General features: G+C 60.2%; 18 protein-coding genes and 2 pseudogenes. 8 read left to right on the top strand and 12 right to left on the bottom strand.

The features are described from left to right. Nucleotides 1–13: 13 nt before the first annotated feature. The 8 genes and pseudogenes from ACF0H7_RS13695 to ACF0H7_RS13660 all read right to left on the bottom strand — a co-directional run bounded on the left by ACF0H7_RS13695 (nt 14) and on the right by ACF0H7_RS13660 (nt 10,608). Nucleotides 14–1,210 carry an MFS transporter gene (locus ACF0H7_RS13695; protein WP_397453275.1) on the bottom strand — a complete coding sequence of 399 codons (1,197 nt, stop codon included), beginning with the start codon at nt 1,208–1,210 and terminating at the stop codon, nt 14–16. Beyond that, nucleotides 1,207–3,712, bottom strand: a pseudogene (locus ACF0H7_RS13690) (RND family transporter). Before ACF0H7_RS13690 ends, ACF0H7_RS13695 begins: the two are co-directional and overlap by 4 nt. 4 nt (nt 3,713–3,716) lie before the next feature. Beyond that, the gene (locus ACF0H7_RS13685) at nt 3,717–4,835 is read right to left on the bottom strand and encodes a WD40/YVTN/BNR-like repeat-containing protein (RefSeq protein WP_397453274.1); all 1,119 of its coding nucleotides are present in this window, start codon (nt 4,833–4,835) and stop codon (nt 3,717–3,719) included. A gap of 52 nt (nt 4,836–4,887) precedes the next feature. After that, nucleotides 4,888–6,255, bottom strand: a complete 1,368-nt coding sequence (locus tag ACF0H7_RS13680) for a DUF1329 domain-containing protein (RefSeq protein ID WP_397453273.1) — start codon at nt 6,253–6,255, stop codon at nt 4,888–4,890. 16 nt (nt 6,256–6,271) lie between these two features. After that, complete coding sequence (locus ACF0H7_RS13675; RefSeq protein WP_397453272.1) at nt 6,272–7,948, bottom strand: DUF1302 domain-containing protein; 1,677 nt, start codon at nt 7,946–7,948, stop codon at nt 6,272–6,274. Between the two features lie 82 nt (nt 7,949–8,030). Then, nucleotides 8,031–9,161: an FAD-dependent oxidoreductase gene (locus ACF0H7_RS13670; protein WP_397453271.1), complete on the bottom strand. Its 1,131-nt coding sequence runs from the start codon at nt 9,159–9,161 to the stop codon at nt 8,031–8,033. A 131-nt stretch (nt 9,162–9,292) separates the two neighbouring features. Next, entirely contained in the window at nt 9,293–9,658 is a 366-nt protein-coding gene (locus ACF0H7_RS13665; RefSeq protein WP_397453270.1) for a Rieske (2Fe-2S) protein, read from the bottom strand. Between the two features lie 7 nt (nt 9,659–9,665). Continuing rightward, nucleotides 9,666–10,608 (bottom strand): annotated as a pseudogene (locus ACF0H7_RS13660) (VOC family protein). A gap of 328 nt (nt 10,609–10,936) precedes the next feature. Between ACF0H7_RS13660 and ACF0H7_RS13655 the strand changes: the two are divergent. Beyond that, nucleotides 10,937–11,860, top strand: a complete 924-nt coding sequence (locus tag ACF0H7_RS13655; RefSeq protein ID WP_397453269.1) for a LysR family transcriptional regulator — start codon at nt 10,937–10,939, stop codon at nt 11,858–11,860. Between the two features lie 268 nt (nt 11,861–12,128). Further along, nucleotides 12,129–13,286 carry an alpha/beta hydrolase family protein gene (locus tag ACF0H7_RS13650; RefSeq protein WP_397453268.1) on the top strand — a complete coding sequence of 386 codons (1,158 nt, stop codon included), beginning with the start codon at nt 12,129–12,131 and terminating at the stop codon, nt 13,284–13,286. A 134-nt stretch (nt 13,287–13,420) separates the two neighbouring features. On the opposite strand, the gene ACF0H7_RS13645 is transcribed toward ACF0H7_RS13650, so the two are convergent. Further along, entirely contained in the window at nt 13,421–14,371 is a 951-nt protein-coding gene (locus ACF0H7_RS13645; protein ID WP_397453267.1) for a LysR family transcriptional regulator, read from the bottom strand. 329 nt (nt 14,372–14,700) lie between these two features. Between ACF0H7_RS13645 and ACF0H7_RS13640 the strand changes: the two genes are divergently transcribed. Genes ACF0H7_RS13640 through ACF0H7_RS13630 form a run of 3 tightly spaced genes read left to right on the top strand, consistent with a single transcriptional unit; the run spans nt 14,701 to nt 17,626 of the window. Continuing rightward, on the top strand, nt 14,701–16,068 hold the full coding sequence (locus ACF0H7_RS13640; RefSeq protein ID WP_397453266.1) for an amidohydrolase family protein: 1,368 nt from the start codon (nt 14,701–14,703) through the stop codon (nt 16,066–16,068). 10 nt (nt 16,069–16,078) lie between these two features. Continuing rightward, nucleotides 16,079–16,513, top strand: coding sequence for a heme-binding protein (locus ACF0H7_RS13635; RefSeq protein ID WP_397453265.1), 435 nt, complete (start codon nt 16,079–16,081; stop codon nt 16,511–16,513). Nucleotides 16,514–16,540: 27 nt separating this feature from the next. Next, a complete protein-coding gene (locus tag ACF0H7_RS13630; protein ID WP_397453264.1) occupies nt 16,541–17,626 on the top strand; it encodes a Rieske 2Fe-2S domain-containing protein in 1,086 nt (361 codons plus the stop codon). Between the two features lie 119 nt (nt 17,627–17,745). On the opposite strand, the gene ACF0H7_RS13625 is transcribed toward ACF0H7_RS13630, so the two are convergent. Beyond that, entirely contained in the window at nt 17,746–18,012 is a 267-nt protein-coding gene (locus ACF0H7_RS13625; protein ID WP_397453263.1) for a hypothetical protein, read from the bottom strand. A 33-nt stretch (nt 18,013–18,045) separates the two neighbouring features. Continuing rightward, the gene (locus tag ACF0H7_RS13620) at nt 18,046–18,771 is read right to left on the bottom strand and encodes a GntR family transcriptional regulator (RefSeq protein ID WP_397453262.1); all 726 of its coding nucleotides are present in this window, start codon (nt 18,769–18,771) and stop codon (nt 18,046–18,048) included. 150 nt (nt 18,772–18,921) lie between these two features. On the opposite strand from ACF0H7_RS13620, the gene ACF0H7_RS13615 reads away from it, so the two are divergent. The 3 genes from ACF0H7_RS13615 (at nt 18,922) to ACF0H7_RS13605 (ending at nt 22,348) form a co-directional block, all read left to right on the top strand. Beyond that, nucleotides 18,922–20,133 carry a pyridoxal-phosphate-dependent aminotransferase family protein gene (locus ACF0H7_RS13615; RefSeq protein WP_397453261.1) on the top strand — a complete coding sequence of 404 codons (1,212 nt, stop codon included), beginning with the start codon at nt 18,922–18,924 and terminating at the stop codon, nt 20,131–20,133. Nucleotides 20,134–20,233: 100 nt separating this feature from the next. Further along, nucleotides 20,234–21,532: an MFS transporter gene (locus ACF0H7_RS13610; RefSeq protein WP_397453260.1), complete on the top strand. Its 1,299-nt coding sequence runs from the start codon at nt 20,234–20,236 to the stop codon at nt 21,530–21,532. Nucleotides 21,533–21,583: 51 nt separating this feature from the next. Then, on the top strand, nt 21,584–22,348 hold the full coding sequence (locus ACF0H7_RS13605; protein WP_397453259.1) for a 2-keto-4-pentenoate hydratase: 765 nt from the start codon (nt 21,584–21,586) through the stop codon (nt 22,346–22,348). Here ACF0H7_RS13605 and ACF0H7_RS13600 read toward each other — a convergent pair. Continuing rightward, nucleotides 22,337–23,245 carry a LysR family transcriptional regulator gene (locus ACF0H7_RS13600; RefSeq protein WP_397453258.1) on the bottom strand — a complete coding sequence of 303 codons (909 nt, stop codon included), beginning with the start codon at nt 23,243–23,245 and terminating at the stop codon, nt 22,337–22,339. The two genes, ACF0H7_RS13605 and ACF0H7_RS13600, sit on opposite strands and share 12 nt — an antisense overlap. Between the last annotated feature and the right edge of the window lie 72 nt (nt 23,246–23,317).

The following is a 23,317-nucleotide window of genomic DNA, read 5'->3' as shown; positions in this document are numbered from 1 at the left end:
TTTCTTATTCGAATCAGACACTCGCCACACTGCCCGCCAAGGCCTTGCGACGCCCGAGCAACAGGCAAGTCAACGCCACCAGCAACAACCCGACACCCACCACCGCCAACGCACTGCGCAAGCTCGCGCCATTGGCCATGAGCACCACCACCAGTAATGGACTGACAAACTCGCCGCCAAAGAAACACGCCATGAACCCGCCCGTAGCACGCCCGCGCAGTTCGAAACCGACCAGCGACAGGGTCCAGCGCAGCAGCGTGGGGATCATCAGGCCGCAGCCGATGCCTGCCATGGCCACGGCGATGCCGATCAGGGCGTGGCTTTGCGCAAGGCTCATCAGCAGTACCGCGAGGCCTGCCAGCGAAAACGCGCAGAGCAACAACCGCGCCGGGGAGCGTCGGGCGAACCAGCGAAAGCTCAAGGCACCGAGCAACACGCCCAGTTGATTGAGGCCCATGGTCACGCCGATTTGCGCCGGAGAGTCGACGCCGATCAGGTTCAGCAAGTACCCGGCCTGCACCGGCACCACGAACAGCGCCAGCCCGGCACACAGCACCAACGGGTAGACCCGCGCCAATTCAGCCCACGGCAGGCGGTGCATTGGGCTGATATGCATAACCGCTGGTTGCTCGCGTTGCGGTTCCCAGGTCAGCCAATAGAACAGCGGCAGAAACACGATGCCGGCGGCGTACAGCACGAACGGTGCACGCCAGCCGAACTCGCCCATGGCCCCGCCCGCGACGATGAACAGGGTGGCAGAGAACGAGGTGACCACGGTTTGCAAGGCCAGCAGCTTGTCCCGACGCTCAGCGTGGAAGTAATCGCCGATCAAGGTGGTGCAACCGATCATCACCACCGCTTCGGCGAGGCCAATTCCCGCGCGACTGAACAGGATCATCGGCAGCGAATCGAACCACAACGGCAGCGTGCCGAAGAAGGTGTAGACCAGCATCGCGCCCAACAGCAGCCGTTTGCGACCGTAGCGGTCGATCAGCATGCCGGCGACGCCACCCAACAACCCCACCAGCAACGCCGGCAGGGTCAGGGCCACCGGCACCAGCTCGGCGGCGTGCGGCACGTCGGCAAAGTGTGCCTGCATCGCTGGCAACACTGGGGCCAGCAACACCGCGCCAAGCACCGGCAGGCAACTGGCAATCAACAGCAACCAGGCTTGCATCTGGCCCGGCGCACGTGGAGATGAGGTGTTCATCGCACACCTTCCTTGAATGCCAGCACCGCACAGCCACGTGGCTCGTCGGTCTGCAATTGCGCAACACTGGCTGCTACCAGCGGCTTGGACTGATTGATCGCGCGCGATTCACGCGCCTGCTGACGTTCATTGCGCGGCAGCAGAAAGTACGCCAGCGCCGGCAGCAACATCAGCGCTCCGACCATGTTCCAGACGAACATGAACGCCAGCAAAATGCCCATGTCGGCCTGGAACTTGATCGGTGAAAACACCCAGGTGCCAACGCCGATGGCCAACGTGACGCCGGTCAGCATCACCACCTTGCCGGTGAACAGCAGCGCGCTGTAATACGCCTCGGACAAGGTCACGCCCTCACGCAAACGGGCGAGGACGATGCTCATCACGTACAGCGCATAGTCGACGCCAATGCCCACGCCAAGTGCGATGACCGGCAAAGTGGCGACCTTGACCCCGATGCCCAGCGCCACCATCAGCGCCTCGCAGAGGATCGAGGTCAACACCAGCGGCAACACCGCACAGAGCACCGCGCGCCACGAGCGGAAGGTCACCAGGCACAACAGAATCACCGCGCCATACACCCACCAGAGCATTTCATGGCTGGCTTTCTTGACCACGATATTGGTCGCGGCTTCGATCCCTGCGTTGCCGGCAGCGAGCAGGAATTGCGCCTTATCGCTGTCGTTGTCCTTGGCAAAGCTCGCCACGGAGTCCACCACCCGGCTGAGGGTGTCGGCCTTGTGGTCGGAGAGAAAGGTGTACAGCGTCAGCAGGCTGCAATCTTCGTTGTACAGGCCGCGCGGCGCACCGGCGGTGATCATGTTCAGCGTCGCCTGGTTGTTCAGCAACTCGTACCATTTCGAGCTGCCTTCGCTGAGGCCGACCAACACCCGGCGGTTGAGCAGCGCCAGCGAGTTGGTCGAATCGACGCCTTGCAGGCCGCGCAGTTGCCAGTCCAGGTTGTCGACCCGGCGCAAGGTGTCGTAGTCCGAACAGGCGCCCGCCGGGGTCTTGACCATCACCGCGAACACATCGCTGCTGGCGCCGTAGTGCGCGGCCATGAACCCGTTGTCGCGGTTGTAACGGGAGTCGGCACGCAGCTCGGGAGCGCCGGGATCAAGGTCGCCGACCTTGAGTTGCAGGCTCACCAGATAACCACCACCGGCCAGCAGCGCCGCCACGACAACACCGACAGTGGCCCATTTACGCTGGGTGAACAGGTCGAGGAAACGCCACATGGCGTGTTTGTCACCACCGGCTTCGGCCAGTTGCTCGCTTTTGAGGCTGCGCAGCGCAGCACGTTGGCTGACCCCCAGATAAGACAGCAGGATTGGCAGCAGAATCAGGTTGGTGAAGATCAACACCGCGACGCCGATACTGGCGATCACCGCCAGGTCCTGAATCACCTGGATCTTGATGATCATCAGCACCGCAAAGCCCACCGCATCGCACAACAGTGCGGTCAACCCGGCGAGGAACAAGCGGCGAAAGGTATAGCGCGCAGCTATCTGCTTGTGCACGCCGCGACCGATGTCTTGCATGATCCCGTTCATCTTCTGCGCGCCGTGGCTCATGCCGATGGCGAACACCAGAAACGGCACCAGCACCGAATACGGGTCGAGTTGATAACCGAGCATCGGCAGCAGACCCAATTGCCAGACCACCGCCACCAACGAGCAACTGACCACCAATGCGGTACTGCGCACGCCAGCGGGTGTACCAGTAGAGCACCGCGGCAGTGATGATTAACGCCGCTGCGAAGAACATCAGGATCTGTTTGAGGCCATCGATCAGGTCACCGACCACTTTGGCAAAGCCGGTGATGTGGATGCCCAGCGTGTCGCTTTGGTACTGCTGACGCAGGCTTTCCAGTTCTTGTGACAGCTTGGTGTAATCCAGCGGCTGGCCGTCCGGCGTGGTTTCCAGCAGTGGCACGTAGATAATGCTGGAGCGCTGGTCGAACGCCACCAGTTGCCCGATTTCATTGGAACGTTCGACGTTACGCTTGAGGGCTTGCAGACTGGCCTCGTCGCCCTGGTAGCCATCGGGAATCACCGGGCCGCCTTCAAGGCCCTCCTCCGTCACTCCGACCCAGCGCGTGGCCGGCGTCCACAACGACTTCATGAACGCACGGTCAACCCCAGGCAACAGGTACACCTGATCATTGAGCTTTTGCAGTTGCTCCTGATAGTGCGCGTCGTAGATCGAACCGGATTTATTCTCCACCGCGATGCGCACTGCGTTGCCCAGACCGGACAGCTCTTTGCGATGGCTCAGGTAGTTGAGAATGTACGGATGATCGGTGGGGATCATTTTTTCGAAACTGGCGTTGAGCTGCAAGCGCGTAGCCTGCCAGCCGAACAGCAGCGTCAGCCCCAGACACAGCAGCAGCACGATCCGCCGATGATTGAACAGCGCGCGCTCCAGCAGCGAACCTGACTGCTGATCGAAGTGGGCCAGATCGCGGATGACTGTCTGAGAGGACTTGGAATTCGGGACTTTCATGCGCTTACTCCGCTACCGCGTTTGCTGGGCTGCTGGGTGACAAAAACAGACTCGGAATCGATAAGCGGGCGACCCCACCGAAACCGACGCCGACCAGGCTGCCATCGGCGGCCCCGGCAACGGCCGTGAGCGGAGCACCCGCCGGTGCCGTCAGCGGGTGCAACAGGTTTTCGCTATCTATGTTTTGCAGCAGACCGCCGGCCTGATTGACCCAGATCAACCGCGAACCGACTCGCACCACCGAGCCGAGCGAGATCGGCATCGGGTTAGCCAGCGCTTCAAAGCGGGTGCCCTGATCGCGGGAGCGAAACAACTTGCCACGCAGACCGCCGACCAACAGCGCGTCGTCGGCCTGCAATGCCAGGGTGAAATAGCTGCCCTCGTAAGGGCTGTCGAGGCGCTCGAAGTGTGTCCCGCCATCCTGCGAGCGCAGCAGCAAACCCTGCTCGCCGGCCAGATAAAGGACATTGCTGGACTGGGCCACCGCGTACAGGTGCAGCCCTTGTTCGTTGGGAATGCGGCCCATCCACGAGTGCCAGCTCTGGCCGCCATCTTCGGTGTGCATCGCCAGGCCGTAGGCACCGACGACGATGCCGTGTTGCGCATCGCTGAAGTTCAGCGCCAGAAAGGGTTTGTCCGGGCCATCGGTGACCAGACGTTGGGCGTTGTCGAGGCGATGTTGCAGCGCCGGGTCATCAGCGGTCGCCTTTGCTGCGGCCTGTGCGTCGGCCAGTTCCAGCGCAGCGGCCTTGCGACCGTCGAGCTGTAACGACCAGCTTTGCCCGCCATCGGCGCTGTGCAACACCACGCCCGAATGCCCGGTGGCCCAACCCTGACTGGCATCCACGAACTGCACCGCAGTCAGGGTCGAGCTGACCGGCACCTGGACCTGACGCCAGTTCAGCCCGTTGTCATCGGACAGCAGCACCACACCGCGCTCGCCAACCGCCACCAGACGCGCACCGGCCCGGGTCACCCCAAGCAATACCGCATGACTGGCCTGGCTCGACATCACGCTGGGTTGCGCCAGCACATCCGGAAAACCAGCGGCCTGTGTCGATAACTGCGCAGCCAACATCAGTAGCGCCAGTGGCAGGCTCTTATAGATAAAACGACGGGCCATCACGCCTCTCCTCAACGGTAGGCGCCCATGACAATGGGCGCCTGATACGGGTTCAACGAACGCCTTCGCCCGCCATCGCATCGCCGGTGAACACCGAGTCTTTGTAGGTCGGCACTACCCGGTATTGCTCGCTCTTGCCGGCGAAGATGTCGCCGGTAAACCAGGCCCCGGAGATCATGTCGTAGAAGCCGTTGGTGACGGTCACCACGCCCGGCAGGTCAGGCAGTACCACGGGCGTGGTCCACATCACCTTGGCCAGTTGGTTCTGGGCGTCATAACGTTCGCCGAGGACGGCAGCCCAGGTGTCTTCGTCGAGGTAGTAGGTGCTCTTCGGCATCACGTGGCGCTTGCCGGGTGCCAAGGTCGCTTCAACTACCCAGACCCGGTGCAGCTCCCAGCGGATCGCGCCCGGATTCAAGTGGTGCGCGCCCAGCAGATCGGTCGGGTTGGCGGCGGTGAATACCCTGTTCGAGTTGTACGGGATGTACATCTCTTTCTTGCCCACCAGCTTCCAGTCGAAGCGGTCGATGCGGCCGTCGAACACGTACAGTTCGTCGAAGCTCATGACCCCGGCGGTGGCCGGTGTTGGCGTGTCGCAGCAGCCGTTGGGCAAGCGACGAACACGACGTTGTCCCGGCAGATACGTCCAGATGGCGGTCTTGTCGGCATCGACGTTTTCACGCCCGGTAATCGCCTCGCCCGCGCGCAACGGCGGGCCGTCGTTGATCATGCGGATGCTCCAGTAGACCCCGTCCTTACCTTGGCCGTCCGACAGGTACCAGGGCATCTGGTAGTCGGCCCGTGAGTCGTTGGTCAGTACCGGTTTGCCGTCGCTGGTGATCACGTATTGGTTGAAGCTGGTATGCCACGACGCCGCGCGCCAGCGGGTCAGGTGGTTCCAGATCGCCTCGGCGCCGTTTTGCGGAATTGGAAACGGAACGCCGCCCTTGGCGTCTTGCGGCTGAAGGCCGGTGCCGGTCTGCACCAGTTTGCCGGTGGTGGCGTTCTTGAAGGTGTTGTCATAGACCCATTCCGGCGCGGCCGCCGTGCGGTGCGTCGGGTACACGTCCAAGTGGTAGGTGTCCGGGTATTTCTTCAGCATCGCCTTGATGCCGTCGGACAACTTGTCGGCGTACTGCCCCATGTTTTGCGCGTTGATGGTGTACAGCGGCTTCTCATTAGCGAACGGGTCGCCGCGTTTGCCGCCGTCTTTGTAAGCCGGATCGACGGTGGTATAGCCGCCATTCCAGGCCGGGATGGTCCCGGCAGCGTTACCCGCACGCTCACCACCCAGTGGCGTCAGGGTGGTTTTCAGTTTGGCGGCTTCGTCGGCGGAAACCGCCGCCATCGCGCCGTGGGCAATGAGCAACGAGGAGGCCAGAAGGGTTAAGGCGGCAGTCAGGCGTTTACAGGCATTCATGTTTTTATCCTCTGACTCAGAAGGTGCGGCTGACGGAGAAAGCCACGAAGTCGCGGTCTTTCAACGACTGATCGAAGGTGTAGTTGTTGTTGGCGTCGAGAAAGGTGTTGCCCGGCCCGTAGAAGTGCGTGTAGTTCAGGCTGACATTCCAGGCGTTGAGGTAGTTGCCCTTGAGGCCGATGTTCATGTCGCCGCCGTGGTCGCTGCCGAAGCCGGTGCCCACCGCTGACGAGTTGCCATGGGTATAACTGAGGCCCATCGGCACACTCAGGTCGAGGCCGGGAAAGGCTTGGCGATACATCGGTTCATAGACCGTGCGCATGCTCCAGGCATCGCGGTCGGCATTCGGGTCCACGGCATCGGGATTACGGGTGACGCTGAGGGTGCGGTTCCAGGCGAACTCACCGAGGAAGCTGGCTTCCCTGGCAATGAACGACGGGTCCATGGTTGCCAGCCACGACAGGTTGGCGTGCAAGGTGTGGCCAGTGGCGTACAGCGGATCGTTGTCGTTGTTGATGCCTTCGCCCGGCAGCAACGTGGTCTGATTGGTCGAGGCCAGCGGTTGGTGCCAACGGGTGGAGAGTTCACCCGCGACGTTGTAGTTGCTCAAGGTGGTCGAGAAGCTGGCGCCGAGTGCTTCGATGCCTTGCGGGTATACCCAGTAGTACTCACCCGCCTGCCCGCTCACTGGGTTCAGGTTGGCGAAGTCCGGGCGCACCAACAACTGCGGCGATTTGTCGTGGTAGCGAATCGCGTACAGGCCCCAGTCCACGGTTTCACTGCGAATGCGCAGCTGCACACCGCCCTGCCCCGAGTCCTGGGCGTCCTTGTTCTGCCCGTGAAAGAACGCCAGTGGCTGACCGCCAGGAAACAACGGAGCACCGATAAACAGCCGCTCGTTGCCAGCGCCGAAGGCGTCTGAGCTGGAGAAGTAACTGCCTGCCGCCGGAAAGCGGTCGGCTTCCCATTTGAACTGGTAGTAGGCGCCGACGGACACGTCGGGAGTCAGCTGCAATTGCCCGGACATCTGTTGCACGGGACGAATCAGCTCTTTGAACTGGGTGTTGGGTACGGACAGGCCTTTAACAATGTCGATCGGCGCCATGCCGCCGGCGATGCCGTTGATCCCGTAGAACAGGCTTTCGCCCCACTGCATGGCGTATTGGCCGAGGCGCCCGGAAACCGGCATATCGCCCATGTCGCCCTTGCCGTAGATGAACGCATCCAGCAGTTCAGCCTTGCGTCCGTGCAGGTCGCGGGTGTCGTCGGTGAAGTGATCGGAATCCACCGAAACGCTGTTGACCCGGCCAACGGAGTTGTTGTCATTGCTCTTGTTGTAGACATCGTCATACCAGGCTGCGCCGCTGACCCGCGCGCCGATGTTCTGGTAACTGATATCGAACTCCGACAGCCAATCGAGGCGGTTGGAGATCAGGCCCTTGTCGAAGTTGCGGTCGCCGTCGTCCTGGTTCAGCGCGGTCTGGCCTTCGGTCAGCTTGTCGGACTGATCGTGCACCCGCCACGCCGCGCTGTACTTGAATGTGTTGTCAAAGCGGGTTTTGATGTCGGGGTTGCCGGTATCGAACTCGAACGCCTGTACCGTGGTGCTGAGCATCCCGACCAGCAGCCCGATCAAACTGAGGGCAAAGGGAGGGCGTCCACCGCGCAAGGCGGCAGTGTGGGCACGTTCCATGGAGAAACCTCACTGTTGTTCTTGTTTTAAGTTCCGCCGCGCCCGTCGTGGGGCGCGTCCGTATCGCACGCTCGCTATGCGGTCAGATAGGCTCCGCCGTGAGTGTCAGCATCTTGCGCACCAGACCGATCCGGTCGAAGTCATGATCGCGGGCGATTTCTTTGTCGCCGGCGAGGATCGAGCTTTCGCTGATGAACTTGCAGCGCTCGTAGCGGCGTTGCATGAAGCGCTCGAGCAGTTCATTGATCGGTGCACCGCCCTGCTCACCCATCAGTTCGCCCAGTACCACCGCATCCTCGATGGCCATACCAGCGCCCTGCCCCAGGTGTGGCGTGGTAGCGTGGGCCGCGTCGCCGATCAGCAGCACGCGGCCGCGGAACCAGGGCTCGCTGACGAACACCACTTCCATTGGCTTGTAGACCACCTGCGAGCTGTCGGTAATCTGCTCGCGCAACTCGCCGATCAGGCCGCTGAACGCACCCAGACGCTTGCGCATTTCTTCGGCCAGGGTGCTGGGGTCCATCCAAGGATTACCGGGTTCGTAAGAGGTCAGGAACAGGTACATCAGGTCATCGGCCAGCGGGCACAGACCCGCGTTGCCTTCCGGACCGTGGTAGGTGGCCAGGTGGTCGATCTCTGGCACACGCTTGAAGTTGTGGCGCCATACCGACTGACCGGTGTGGCGCGGCTGATAGGTGTCACCAAACAGCAGTTGGCGAACTTTGGAGAACAAACCATCGGCGCCTACCACCAGCCCGTAACGGCCCTGGGTGCCGTCAGTGAACTGCACATCAACGCCGTCGGCATCCTGTTCGAAGCTGTCGACACTCAGGCCCAGACGAATGTGGGTGCCTAATTGCTCGGCGGTTTGACTCAACACGTTATGCAACGCCAGGCGGGAAATACCGACATTGGCCGGGTAGTCCGGGCCGGCCAGGCGTTGACCGGGTATCCGTGCCAAGGTGGCGCCGTCGGCGGTGTAGACGGCGACTTCTTCAAACGGGAATGCGGCGCTGAGGTAACCGTCGAGGACACCCAGACGGGCCATTTCCCGGATCACGTTGCACTGCTGGATGATGCCGACGCCGTAGACGGTCCACTCGGCCTTGAGCTCGACCAGGTCGACTTCGATACCCTGGCGGCGCAGGGCAATGGCCGAGCACAGGCCACCGATACCCCCACCTACGATTAATACCTTACTGACTGAATTCATGGGTTCCTCACTTATTGTTTTTATGCGAGAGCGCCACTGCATGTCCTGCGATGGCTACAGCTTCTCGTCAAACGATGGATTTGACTAATCGCATGATCCGATGCGAGCTATCGCCGCACGCGATACCTGAATCAGGCCTCCAGCGGACGCAATTGGTGGGTGGAAAACAGCAACCAACCGCCGTCCTCATGCCACCTCAAGGCGTTTAAAACCTCGCCCAGACACGGGCCGTAGACGCATTCCCCGGTCAATGGCAGAAATTGCGCGCCATGCGCATAACAGATAATTCGCTGACCATTGGCCGAGAGAAAACGGTCTTTGCGGTACTGCAACGGCACCGCCAAGTGCGGGCAACTGTTGCGATAAAGCCGCACCTGACCACCACTGCGCAGGGCAAATACAACGTCCTTGCCCTGCTGCAACGGATCGAATCCACGGGCCTCACCCTCCAGCAACTCATCGAGCCGACACAGGGCAATCATCTCGGCCGCCGCCATCGCTCGATCACTCCTGCTTCGGTGGCGGACCACCCGGAGCCCACTTCTCGCGCGAGGTAAACAAAAACAGCTGTGAGTTATCCGATGACAGCGGCGCCTGGCGCGCTGACCAGGTGTCATCGTGCTTGTCCATGTCGGCGTCGTATTCGATGTGGCAGCCCAACGGACTGTTGAAGTACCAGAACCAGTTGGAGCCAAACAGATGACGGCCCGGCCCCCAGAAACTGGTCCAGCCGTTCTGCTCGAAACGCCGACCGGCCAGCAGCACTTCGGTGCCACTGCCCATGTGGAAGGTGAAGTGCTCACAGCCCTTCATGTGCGGCGGGGTCTGGATCATGAACAGGCAGTGGTGATCGTCGGACCCACTGGGGCGCATGAAGGGGCCGGCACCGATGAAACTGTCGGTGGTGATGAACCCCAGCCGCTCGGCATAGAACGCCTCGGCCTTGGCCGCGTCCGGGACGAAATACACGACGTGGGACAAGGTGCGCGGCACCGCTGGCATGTCCAGCGATATGCCCAGTTGATTCAACGGACGTTGCGGTGCGCTGCCGGGGGCATTGGTCAGGTCGGCCGGTGCGCTGAACGGGCGGCGCACGGTGACTTGAAAGGCGATGGCAAAGCCCATGTCATCGACGCTGTGCAGCACGCCGTTGGCATCGCTGCTGACCTGACGATCACGCCCCAGTTCCTGGGCAATCGCGTCCAGATCAGCGGCGCTGGCCACGCCATAAACGGTTTCTCGCCAGCGACGGTGCCGGCCCTATGGCGGGCGGCAACTGCGCATCGTCGGCGTGGCGAATAATCACCGACGTCCCATCCAGGGCCTCAAAGCGCCCACCCTGTGCATCCACCTCAACCGGGGTCAAACCATAGTCACGCAAACAGTCGCTACACGCCTGGATGTCATCGACACCAAAGATCAGGGCGTCAAGGCCAATGATGTTCATGGCATACCACTCCATTGAAATTATGATACGGACACGAGCCTCGCAGGCGACTGCACCAGCGCCCCGTTGAGGGCTCGCGAATCCGGTGGTGTTGTCGGTAGCGATATGAATCCCCACCCACTGGTGGCAGAGATTGCCGCTGCACCCGGCGCCTGACTAATCGCGTGTTGGGATGCGACGTATCGGCAATCGCAATACCTGCCGCCCAGGGACTGGCGCGGCGTTGATGAAGGATTCGCGGCGGTGATCTACCCTGCTGAAGGTTGACGCGGCGATACCAAACCCCGAAGGTATCGAGAAAACAAATACAAAAGCCGATGACCCTGCCATGCGATTCAATAATCTCGACCTGAACCTGTTGGTTGCGCTCGATGTGATCCTCGAAGAGCAAAACATCACCCGCGCCGCCGAGCGTCTGCACATGACGCAGTCCGCTACCAGTGGCGTCCTTGGGCGCCTGCGCGACTATTTCGAAGACGAATTGATGGTGCAGGTGGGGCGCAGGATGCAGCCCACGCCCTATGCGCTGGAACTGGCCGGGCCGGTGCGCGAAGTGCTGCTGACGATTCAGTCATCGATCACCGCCAAACCGGTGTTCGACCCCAACACCAGCAAACGGCATTTTCGGCTGATCGTTTCCGACTATTTGATCAGCGTGATGATGGCCCGGGTGATCCAGCAGATTCACCACAGCGCGCCGCGCATCACCTTCGAATTGCTGGGCCCCGGCGATAACTCCGCCGAGCTGCTGGTGCGTGGCGAAGTCGACCTGATGATCGTGCCCGAGCGCTACATCATCGAGGGCCACCCTTCGCAGCTGTTGTTTGAAGAAGAGCATGTCTGCGTGGTGTGGAACGGCAACTCGCTGGTGGGCAACAGCCTGTCGCTGGAGCAGTACATGGAGATGGGGCACATCTCGGTGGGCTTCGGCCGTAGTCGGCACTTGAGCATTGAGGACTGGTTCATGAACCAGTACGGCTTCAGCCGGCGCCTGGAAGTCATCACCAATGACTTCAACACCTTGCCGCAACTGGTGATCGGCACTGAACGCATCGCCACCACCCACCGGCGTCTGGCCGAGTTGTACGCCGAACATTTGCCCCTGCGCCTGTTGCCGCCTCCGGTCAAACTGCCGGTGATGCGCGAGCACATGCTCTGGCACCGCAGCATGGACGGCGACCCCATGCACCGCTGGCTGCGCGAACGCATCAGTGAATTCACCCTGAGCCCGGACCACCTCGCGGTCGCGTAATTTTCGTCTGCTCCCACAGGATGTGCGTCTCACTGTAGGAGCTGCCGAAGGCTGCGATCGACCGGGAACCGGTCGCCGCGATTCAATGCCAATCGCAGCCTTCGGCAGCTCCTACTGGGATTGGTGTTGTGTCTGATGCACCGATCTGTCGTATCGGCGTTCGCGATACCTCGCATCCGGACTCACGATTAGCCAAATAAATCCTCATTCCTTAACGTTGGACATGCGCCTCCTTCTGCCAATAAAAAACCAAAGGAAGAAAGACACCATGTTCCGTTACTTTCCAACCAACTACGTGTGGAACCTGTCCGTGGACCTCGCCATCGAGATGGGCGCCAAGATAGGCGAAATCGAGGAAATGTGCGCCCCGTTGCAAGAGGCGGCGAAACAACAGGATGCCGCCGGCAGCCAAGCGTTCCGCGAGACCTGGTCGCGGATGGCCGACAAACTGTGCTCACTGGCCGAGGACGACGAGGCCAACAACAGGCTGCTGTCAGCGGGTGAAAAATACAGCCGCGCGGCCACCTATTACATGACCTGTGAACGCCTGCAAGCACACGGTTCGGCCGGACGCGAGGCCTTGTATCAGCGTTTCCTGGATACTTTTGCGCGTGGCATCGCGCTGTCCGGTGAGAACTGTGAGCGCGTGGAAATCCCCTATGAGGGCACTCACCTTTCCGCGTTGTATGTGCGTGCCGAAGGTGTGCAAGGCCCGGCGCCGATTCTGGTCCAGGTCAACGGGCTGGATTCGACCAAGGAAATGAAATACCGCGTCGGTTTGCCCATGTGGCTGGCCAAGCGTGGGGTGTCTTCGCTGATCGTTGATCAACCGGGCACGGGTGAAGCTTTGCGCCTGCATAACTTGATTGCCCGTTTCGACAGTGAGCACTGGGCCAGTCGGGTGGTCGATTGGCTGGAGACCCGTGATGAGGTCGACGCCAAGCGTATTGGCATGGAGGGTGTATCGCTGGGGGGGTATTACTGTCCGCGTGCGGTGGCGTTCGAGCCGCGTTTTGCCTGCGGCGTGGTGTGGGGGGCCAACCACGATTGGCGTGACGTGCAAAAGCGTCGACTGGAAAAAGAAGGCAGTTTTCCGGTGCCGCATTACTGGTCTCATGTCAATTGGGTGTGGGGGGCCAAAGACCTCGATCAGTTCATGACCATTGCCGAGAACGTGCACCTGGACGGTATTCTGGACCGGATCAAGGTGCCGTTTTTGGTGACGCACGGGGAAAAGGATTCGCAGATTCCGTTGAAGTGGGCGCATCGCACTTATGAGCAGTTGGTGAACAGTCCCAAGCGCGAGCTGAAGATTTTTACTGAGCGTGAGGGTGGGGTGCAACATTCGAGCTTCGATAACAGTATTAATGCCGGGCATTACATAGCGGATTGGGTGGCGGAGACGTTGGGCGGGCGGACCTGCTAAGCCGCGATAAAGCCAGAACGGCCTCCGGTCTGACGAAGGGACGGTGTAAGTATCGTCCGGCCGGACATGGTCACCGACGATGAGGCGATCCGGAAATCCTCATCGTCTATCGGTAAAACATTGCCTGCGAACCGTCAGGCCGTCGACAAGGCATGAGGTTTTGGCGTCATTACGGGCGCTTCGAAGCTGCTAACGGTGTCGAGTAGTTTTGCTCGCAGCCAGCCCAACATGGCATCCCCATCCAGACTTCGGTGCCAGGCCATGTATTCGCGCATCACCGGTAACTTGACCGGGGGCGGCAGGATGCGCAAAGGCAGCAACTGCGCATAGAGGTAAGCCAGGCGGCTGTGCATGGTGGCGATTCGTTGCGAGCCGATCAGCAAATGGGGAATGGTGTTGAAGTCGTGGGTGATGACTTCCAGCCTGCGTTTGCAGCCATACTGGCTCATGAACCACTCCTCGATGGCCGGTGTTCGACTGCGACCAAAAGCGGCGGCGACATGGCCCAGCGCCAGGTAGTTTTCCAGGGTGAAAGGGGTTTCCACACTCGTATTGCCTTCCCAGCACACGCACACATGCTGCTCTTCGAACAGCAGTTGCGAAGGATGGTCCGCGTTGATGTGTTGCTCAGGCGCAATCATCAGGTCGATTTCCCCGCGCATCAGCATTTCAACAGCCATTTCCCCCGGACTTAAAAGTTCGAACGTCACGTGGGGGGCTTCTTCACTGATCAGGTGAATGACCTGGGCGAACAGCACATTGATCAAATAGTCGGACGCCATGATGCGGAAGTGACGTTTACTCTGAGTGACATCGAACACCGGTCGCGCCGCAATGGACGTCTGGATCTTGAGCAATACCTCGCGCACCGGGATCTGCAGATCCTTTCCCAGCAGTGTCAGGGCCATGGTTCTGCCCACCTGCACCAGCAGCTCGTCCTCAAAATAATTGCGCAGCCGACGCAGTATGCCGCTCAGCGCCGATTGGGTGACATGCAGGCGAATAGCGGCGCGGGTGATGTTTTGCTCTTCGAGCAAGACGTCGAGGGCCACTAGCAGGTTGAGGTCGAGGTGGTTGAAACGCATGGTAGCAGGCCCGTTCTTGTAGTTATTTTTAAAATACTTTCCATCCCAACTTACGATTAGTCAACTTCCGCGTTCCTCCCTATCTTCAAGCCAGGTAGCACGCGTCCCAGCGTAGCCCGTAGGGTGCGCAAACCAAGTGATTGCCTGAAATTTCTGCCCAACCATGCGTGCCCTTTGCTGCTGAGAACAACGGTTTGATCGCATCGGCCAGACCAAGGAAATGCTCAAGCGCACGGCTGAGCCTATTTGACACGGTTGGGATTTGGCCACGACCAAAGGACTTTCAGTCTGAACCCGACACCTGCCATAACAACAAGAGAACCCACGCCATGACCCGTATCCATGTCAATTGCCCCACGCTGTTTACTGGCCTGGAGGACACCCCTCGGCAACACCAGCGATTGGTGATCGAGAACGGTGTATTCAGCTATGTCGGTCCTCAAGCCTCAGCCCCCGAGCCGGTTCCGGGTGAGCAAATCATCGACACCGGCGACCACTTTGTCATGCCGGGACTGGTGGACGTCCACACCCACATCGTTTTTGGCAATGCCAAAAGCGAGGAAGACGTGGACCTGCACGTGTCCCCGGAATTTCGCGCCCTGCGTGGTTTGTTCTTTACCCAGCATGTGCTCGCGGCGGGCTACACATCGGTCGTCGTCCCCGGGGATGCCGGCAACTGCAGTATTTCGGTGCGCAATGCGATCAACGCCGGGATGTTCACCGGGCCGCGCATCGCTGCCAGCAGCAACGTTATTTCCAATCGACAAAGCCTGAACGACTGGTTTCCTAGCTGGGTGGGAACACCTGATTACTTCACCGGGCGCCTGTGTGCGACGCGCGACGACCAGATCAGCGAAATTCGCCGTCAGGCCAAAGACGGCGTGGACCTGATGAAAATCGCCATGGACGGGCCGCACTTTCGACCTAACGGCGAACATATCGCTGCCTTCACCCAGGACGAAACAAGTTTCATGGTGGACGAGATTCACCGGCTCGGAAAAAAGGTCGCGGTGCATGCCTATGGGCGCGAGGCGGTGCTGTATGCGGCCAAGGCCGGGGTCGATGTTATCTTCCACGGTTTCTTCATGGATGACGCCTGCATCGAGGCGATCCTGGAATCAGGCTGTCATGTCGCGCCGACCTTCACCATGCTCGCCAACAACGTGGAATTCGCCGAAGACTACGAGGCCTCCACCCGGTCGGGGTATGCGGCCATGCAGCGGCGGGTCATCGACATTGGCTGTCGCAACCTGCGCCGCGCCTTCGAGGCGGGCGTGCCGTTCATGGCGGGCAGCGATAGCGGCTTTGCCATCACGCCGTACGGAGAATGGCATGCACGGGAAATCGAGATTCTGGTGGACTGGCTCGGTCTGACACCGGCACAGGCCTTACGCGCAGCGACTTCGGTGTCGGCGAAAATGATGCCCGCCTCGCAATCGGTGGGGGCTTTGGAGGTGGGACGCCGCGCTGACTTCATTCGGGTGGACGGTTCACCGCTGGACAATGTAGCGATCCTGCAAGAGCGCGAACGCATTCGCGGCGTCTATCTGGGTGGGCGGCGCATCGAGGCCCAGGTACCGGGCTATGACCCCTACAAGGTGACCGATTTGAGCACCGTCAAATGGGCCGAACTGCACACCCGGCAACGCGCTATCGACTTGGGCAAACGCGCGCCCTCCACCGCTAATAATCGCTGAGGTGCGTGTTATGAATCGACTCACTCTGGCTGTAGCGGATCGCATGGTGGATGAAGCCCTGCGCGAAGGGCAGCGCCAAGGCTTTCACCCCTTGTGCGTGGCGGTACTGGATGCCGGGGGGCACCTGTTGGCACTCAAGCGTGACGAGCGCGCCAGTTTGCTCAGGCCGCAGATCGCCAGCGGCAAAGCCAGTTCAGTGCTGGGCATGGGCTTTGGTGGACGAGAACTGGCCCGGCGGGCGGAACTCATGCCGGCGTTTTTTGGCGCACTGGGCAACCTCGCCACCGGCAACATGCTGCCGGTTCCGGGGGGCGTTCTGATCCGTAACGAAGCAGGCGAAATACTCGGTGCCATCGGTATCAGTGGCGACACCTCGGACAACGACGAACGCTGTGCGCTGGTTGCAATCAATGCCGCAGGGCTGATGCCGGATGCTGGCAATTGATGAATGTGAAACAGGGAGAGAACCGCTATGACCGACATGCCTGAACCCCGCCCCGAGGCGAACCCCATCATCAAGGCCAATTACCCGCGAAACTGCTGGTGGGTGGCCACCACGTCGGACCAGGTGCAACGCGAACCGGTGGCCTTGACCCTGTTGGAAATGCCGGTGGTGCTGTACCGCAAGGAAGACGGTGGCGTCGTCGCCCTGGATGACCGCTGCCCCCACCGTTGGGCGCCACTGTCTTCCGGCAAGGTGACGGGCGACAACATTCAGTGTGGCTATCACGGATTCACGTTTGGCCCCCAAGGCGACTGTGTGCGTATCCCCTCGCAAAGCCAAATCCCCAGCCGCTGCAGGGTCAAGCGCTATGCCATCGAGGAGCGTCCACCGTTCATTTGGATCTGGATGGGTGACCCGGAGCGTATCGAAACCGGCCCTCCGGAGCAGGCGCAATGGCCAGCCGATCCGGCCTTCTCGTTCTGGACGGGCGAGACCGTGGCAGACGGCAATTACATGTTGCTCAAGGAGAACGTGCTTGATCTGACGCACTTTGGCTATGTGCACGCCACCTCGTTCAAGATCCTCGACTGGGTCAACCCGCCCAAGGTCACCACCACGGACGACACCGTGACGTACCGCCAGGAGTTCATCGACTGCACCTTGCCACCCATGTTCGCCGAAGCCACGGGCATCAGCATGAGCAAGCCGGTGAACCGATACAACTACGGCACCTATATCAGCCCCGCCTTGAACGTGGCCACGTTGGATATTGAAGACCCTGACCCCGAGCCAGGCACGCGCTCGACCTATCAGTTCAAGGTTATCCACGTCACGACGCCGGAATCGCCGACACGCTTTCGCTACCTGTGGTTCGTGGGTTTCGACATTCCGAACATGGACCCGCAGATGCTGCTCAAGTTCAAGAACATCACCGATATCGGTTTTGCCGAAGACAAGGCGATCATCGAGGCCGTACACCGCCGGATTACCCACGATCCTCGCCATCTCGACTATCCCGAAATCATTGTCCAGACCGACCAGGCCGCCATTCAGGCACGCCGCAAACTGGCGGCGCACCTGGAGCGCGACAGGCAAGGGCCTGACGCTATCTAACACCCGCTGAAGGAGGTCATCACCAGCAATACCGGAAACCCAACAGCGCGAAGTCATCGACGATGATTTACGCCTTTCGCAATTGCCTGAACCGGTGGAGCAGCGGCTCGGTGTATCCGTTAGGCTGAGCAATCGCCGACTTGACCTACGGGGATCACCAGCAACTCATCCTGTAATTCAGAATAATCACTGGCGGACAGGTCCTGCGCCAGCTGCGTCTGAACGGCTGCGACGTCGATCTGGTGATAGTGCATAGCGTGCACGGTGGCCGTGGTGATGGTGACGGATGCCCGGACAGGCGGCAAATAACCGATCGATTGCAGAAAGCGGCGGTAGGTCGTTTTGTCTTGAACCGGCCCAGGATGGTTGCGATGCCAGGCATCCAATCTACTGCGATCGAAGGGTCATGGTGCGGCTCACTACCGTCGAATGGAATCCGGATGCTCGTTGTCGTCGCGAACCATCAACATGATGGCGTCGCGTTTTTCCAACAGGTGGTGACGCAGAATATGGCTCAGCCGCTTGCCGTCTCGCGCCTGCAAGGCCTCGATCATTTCTTCATGATCGTGCAATGCCCGCTCCCACTTGGGTGCCTGCTGGTTGGATAAAAATCGCAACGCGTGAATGCGCCGGTTCAAGGTTAAGTACACTTGGCGCAATGCAGAGTTACGTGCTGCCAGGTTAATCAAATCGTGGATGGCGCGGTTACGCTGGTAGTAGCCCGGCAGGTCGTTCTGGTTCTTGCTGACCACCATGGCGTAGTGCAGCGCCTTGATCTCATCCAGTTCCTGATCGGTGATGCGTTCGCAGGCCAGCTCGCCGGCGAAGGCTTCTATACCGCTCATCAACTCGAAGGTCTCGCGAATTTCCAGCTCCGACATGCGCGCAACACTGGCGCCGCGGTTGGGGTTGATCTCGATCAAGCCCTCAACCGCTAACACCTTCAACGCCTCGCGCAAAGGCGTACGGGAGATGCCCAAGGTTTCGCACAGTTCGCGCTCGTTGAGTTTCTTGCCCGGTGCCAAAACACCTTCGGTAATAAAGCTGCGCAGGTGTTCCACGACAGTGTCGTGCAGCCGTTGACGCTCGACCTTGGGCATCAACCGGGGACTACCGAGCTCGCCGGCCCCTTCAAAATTTTGCATTCAAAATCCTCAACTGCATCCTTTAAAAGCGATGCCTTATTCAAAAACGTAATGATTAATGGGGAATATTAGCGCAAATATGAGGTTTGACACAGTATGGCGACGTGCTAACGTATTTTGCATTCAAAATACAAAAAGAAGGAGTCACCCATGCTGAAGCTTGATTTCCATCCCGCCGGCCGTCACTTCCTGCAAATTCCTGGGCCGAGCCCGGTTCCGGATCGCATCCTGCGCGCCATGAGCTACCCCACTATTGACCACCGCGGCCCTGAATTCGGCGAGTTGGGGCTCAAGGTGTTGGACGGCATCAAACAGATTTTCAAGACCCGCCACCCTGTCGTTATCTACCCCGCCTCGGGTACCGGTGCCTGGGAAGCAGCGCTCTGCAATACGTTGAGTGCAGGCGACGAAGTGCTGATGTTCGAAACCGGTCATTTCGCCACGCTGTGGCAGAAGATGGCGCTCAGCCTGGGCCTCAAGCCGCAGTTCATCGGCCGGCCGGGAGTCGAGGGTTGGCGTGGTGGTGTCGACGCACACATGATCGAAGAGCATCTGCGTGCCGACAGCGATCACCGCATCAAGGCGGTGTGCGTCGTGCATAACGAAACCAGTACCGGTGTGACGTCTGATATCGCCGCCGTACGCAAGGCCATCGACGCTGCCGGACATCCCGCACTGTTGCTGGTCGATACCATTTCCGGTCTCGCCTCGGCCGATTATCGTCACGATGAATGGGGCGTGGATGTCACCGTTTCCGGTTCGCAGAAAGGCCTGATGCTGCCGCCGGGCATCAGCTTCAACGCCTTGTCGCCCAAAGCCCTGGAGGCCAGTAAAACGGCCGGCCTGCCCCGCAGTTTCTGGGCCTGGGATGACATTGTCGAGATGAACAAGACCGGTTATTGGCCGTATACCCCAAACACCAATCTGCTGTATGGATTGTCCGAGGCCCTGGACATGATCCTCGGCGAGGGGCTGGAGAATGTCTTTGCCCGCCACAATCGTCTGGCCCATGCCTGCCGCACGGCAGTGAACGCCTGGGGCCTGGAAATTCAGTGTGCCGATCCGGCCGTGTACAGCCCGGTGCTGACCGGCGTGATGACGCCAGAAGGCATCGATGCCGATAGCGTGCGTAAAACCATCTACGAACGCTTCGACATGTCCCTGGGAACGGGGCTGGGCAAAATGAAAGGCCGGATGTTCCGTATCGGTCACCTGGGTGACTGCAATGATCTGATGTTAATGGCAACCCTGACCGGCTGCGAGATGGGCCTGCAAATGGCCGGCGTCAAACTGCAGTCCAGCGGTGTGCTGGCGGCAATGGACTACCTGGGGGCGCAGTCTGTGCCGCTGCGGCGCGAATGATGTGAAAGGAGCTGCGACCTCCATCGCAGCTCCTTGATGCGACTAACTATCCCGACTCATCGCGTTGTCAGCGATAACAATAAGAAACTGGAGATAGAACATGAAGTTTTTACGTCTGCGCCCCACCACGGTGGTGTTGTTAATGCTCTGCGCCATGTATTTCATTACTTACCTGGACCGCGTCAATGTCAGTACGGCAGCGGTTGGCTTTGGTAAGGATTTCAACCTGAGCAAGACAGAAATTGGCATCGTTTTCTCTGCGTTTGCGTACCCCTACCTGGTTTTCCAGATCATCGGCGGCTGGGTCAGCGACCGATTCGGCGCCAAACGAACACTGGTGGTCTGCGGGCTGATCTGGGCCTGCGCCACCGTGCTGACGGGGCTCGCGGGCGGCTTTGTCTCACTGCTCATCGCACGGGTGCTGCTCGGTCTCGGTGAAGGCGCCACCTTCCCTGCCGCCACCGCCGCAATGTCGCGCTGGGTACCCAAGGAGAAACGCGGATTCGCCCAAGGCATCACCCATGCCTTCGCGCGTCTGGGTAACGCATTGGCCCCGGCGGCGATGATCGCGGTCATGGCGACTTACGGCTGGCGGGAATCGTTCTACGTCTGCGCGGGTATCAGCTTTGTCTGGGTGGCACTCTGGGCCTTGGTCTTTACCGAACAGCCGAAGGATCATCCGCGCATTTCGCAACAAGAGCTGGACGTCTTGCCGCCACTCAAGGCCAAGAGCAATCAGCCACTGGCCTGGGGCCGACTGTTCAAACGCATGGCACCGGTGACGATCGTCTATTTTTGCTACGGATGGACGTTATGGTTGCTGCTGAGCTGGGTGCCGATGTACTTCATGAACATGGGCCTTGATCTCAAGGGCACCGCTATCTTCTCCTCCACGGTGTTCTTCGGCGGCGTCATTGGCGATACCCTGGGCGGCATTGTCAGTGATCGCATTTATACGCGTACCGGTAATCTGAACAAGGCACGCAGCCTGATGGTCGCGGTCTGCCTGGGGCTGACGCTACTGTCGCTGGTACCGCTGATGTTTACCAAGGATATACACATTTCCCTGGCGTGCCTGGCCATCGGCTTCTTCTTCTCCGAAATGACCATCGGCCCGATGTGGGCTATCCCGATGGACATCGCGCCTGACCATTGCGGCACCGCCAGCGGCATGATGAACACCGGTTCGGCCATGGCGGCTATTGTGAGCCCCGTGGCGGCCGGATTTCTGATCGACAAATTCGGCAATTGGCAGCTGCCGTTCCTGGTCAGCATTATCCTGCTGGCGATTGGGGTAATTCTCTCCTACCGCATGAAGCCGCAGAACAAATTCGAGTATGCGACACCGTCTGATCCGCTGGCACCGGGTGCAGCGGCCGTGCCTGTCGTGGGTAAATAACCTGTAGTTACCCCCGCCCGCGGGTGGGGTCATGAACAATGGAGCGACACCTTGAACACTGCATCCAACCCTGCGCGCCTGGCGCAACTGATCGTCGACGCACAACGTGAGCGCACCCCATTGGGTGAGCTCGATAACGATGTATACCCTGCCGATCCGGCTGCCGCCTACCTGACTCAGCAAGCGATTTTGCACCTGCGCGGCGTCGAGCCCGGCGGTTGGAAGATTGGTTCGAAATCCCATACCGGTCCGATCCAGGGCTCACCTCTGCCGCGCGACTGCCTGCTTTCGTCCGGCAGCCAGATCGATCGCGCCGCGTTCCCACCGGTGGGTCTGGAATTGGAGATCGCCTTTCGTTTCAACCGTGCGTTCAGCCCTCGTGATCAGCCGTACAGCGACGACGAGGTAATGGCCGGCATGGGTGAAATGGCCGCAACCATCGAAATCGTTTCCAGTCGCTATGCCGCCTGGCCTCGTATCGAACCCCTCGCCCAGTTGGCCGATCTGCTTAATCACGGCGCCTTGATAGTGGGCGAATTCGTGCCTTACGAAGAAAGTTTCCCGTTCGTGCATCCCGAGCTGGAATTGACGCTCAACGGCAAGAGCATCGTGCCCTCGGCCATCGCCAACCCGGCGGGCGATCCGCGACGACTGCTGCCATGGCTGGTCAACCACCACACCCGCCACGGCTTGACCTTGCCCCAGGATTTCGTGATCACCACAGGCTCCTTCACCGGCATGTTCTTCGCTGATAGCCCTGGCGAAGTCAAAGGACAGATCCAGGGCCTGCCCGCCTTGTCGCTGTCATTGATCTAGCCAATACCCGGGGCGGCTATAGACCTCTTTAAGGAAGGCGATGAAGAATCGCACCTTGGCTGGCAGGTAATGCTGCTGAGGGTACACGCCCTGGATGTCGTAGCTGGGCAAGGCGAACTCATCGAGCACCGTGGTGAGTTCGCCGCTCAGCAGCTCGCTCTGGATTTCCCAGACCGAGCGCCAGCAGATACCGAGTCCGCGTTTGGCCCAGTCAAACAGCAGCTCGCCGTCATTGCAGTAGAGGTTGCCGGCGACTTTGACGGCAACCTGCCTGCCGTCCTTTTGAAAGGTCCAGCCACGGTGCTGTCCGCCCTGCAGGCTGAAGGCCAGGCAGTTATGCCGAGCAAGATCATCCAGGGTTTGCGGCGTGCCATGGGTCGCGAAATAGCTCGGTGCGCCACAGACCACACGACGGTTGGCGGCCAGGGTAATCGCCACATAATTGGGGTCGAGCACTTCACCGATGCGAATGCTCATGTCATAGCCCGCGCGCACCAGATCAATGACGTTGTCAGTCAGATCGAGCGAAACCTTGAGGTCCGGAAATCGCGCCTGAAACTCCGGCGCATGCGGGGCGACATGCCGGCGGCCATACCCGGCCGGCGCGGTGATCATCAAGTGACCGCGCACCGCGCTGCGGTTCTCACTGATGCTGGCGTCAATCTCATCGAACGACTGCAGCAGGACCTTGGCCTGCTCCAGATAGGCCTCACCCAATTCGGTGAGGGTCAAACCGCGGGTGGATCGATGAATCAGCTTGACCCCCAGCCGTTGCTCCAGTGCGGTCAGGCGCCGCCCCATGATCACCGGCGTCACGCCATCGGCCAAGGCCGCAGCGGCAAAGCTGCCCCGCGAGGCGATGAGGGCATAGCTGCGCAGTTCCGCGTAACGATCCATTCGATACTCCTGATACCGACAGAAACGATAAAAGTGACAATTCACAAAGCAGGCTAGCAAATGGATGCTTGG

Source organism: Pseudomonas sp. NA-150, from assembly GCF_044336365.1.
Lineage (GTDB): Bacteria > Pseudomonadota > Gammaproteobacteria > Pseudomonadales > Pseudomonadaceae > Aquipseudomonas.
This window is presented reverse-complemented; position numbering and strand designations above follow the sequence as displayed.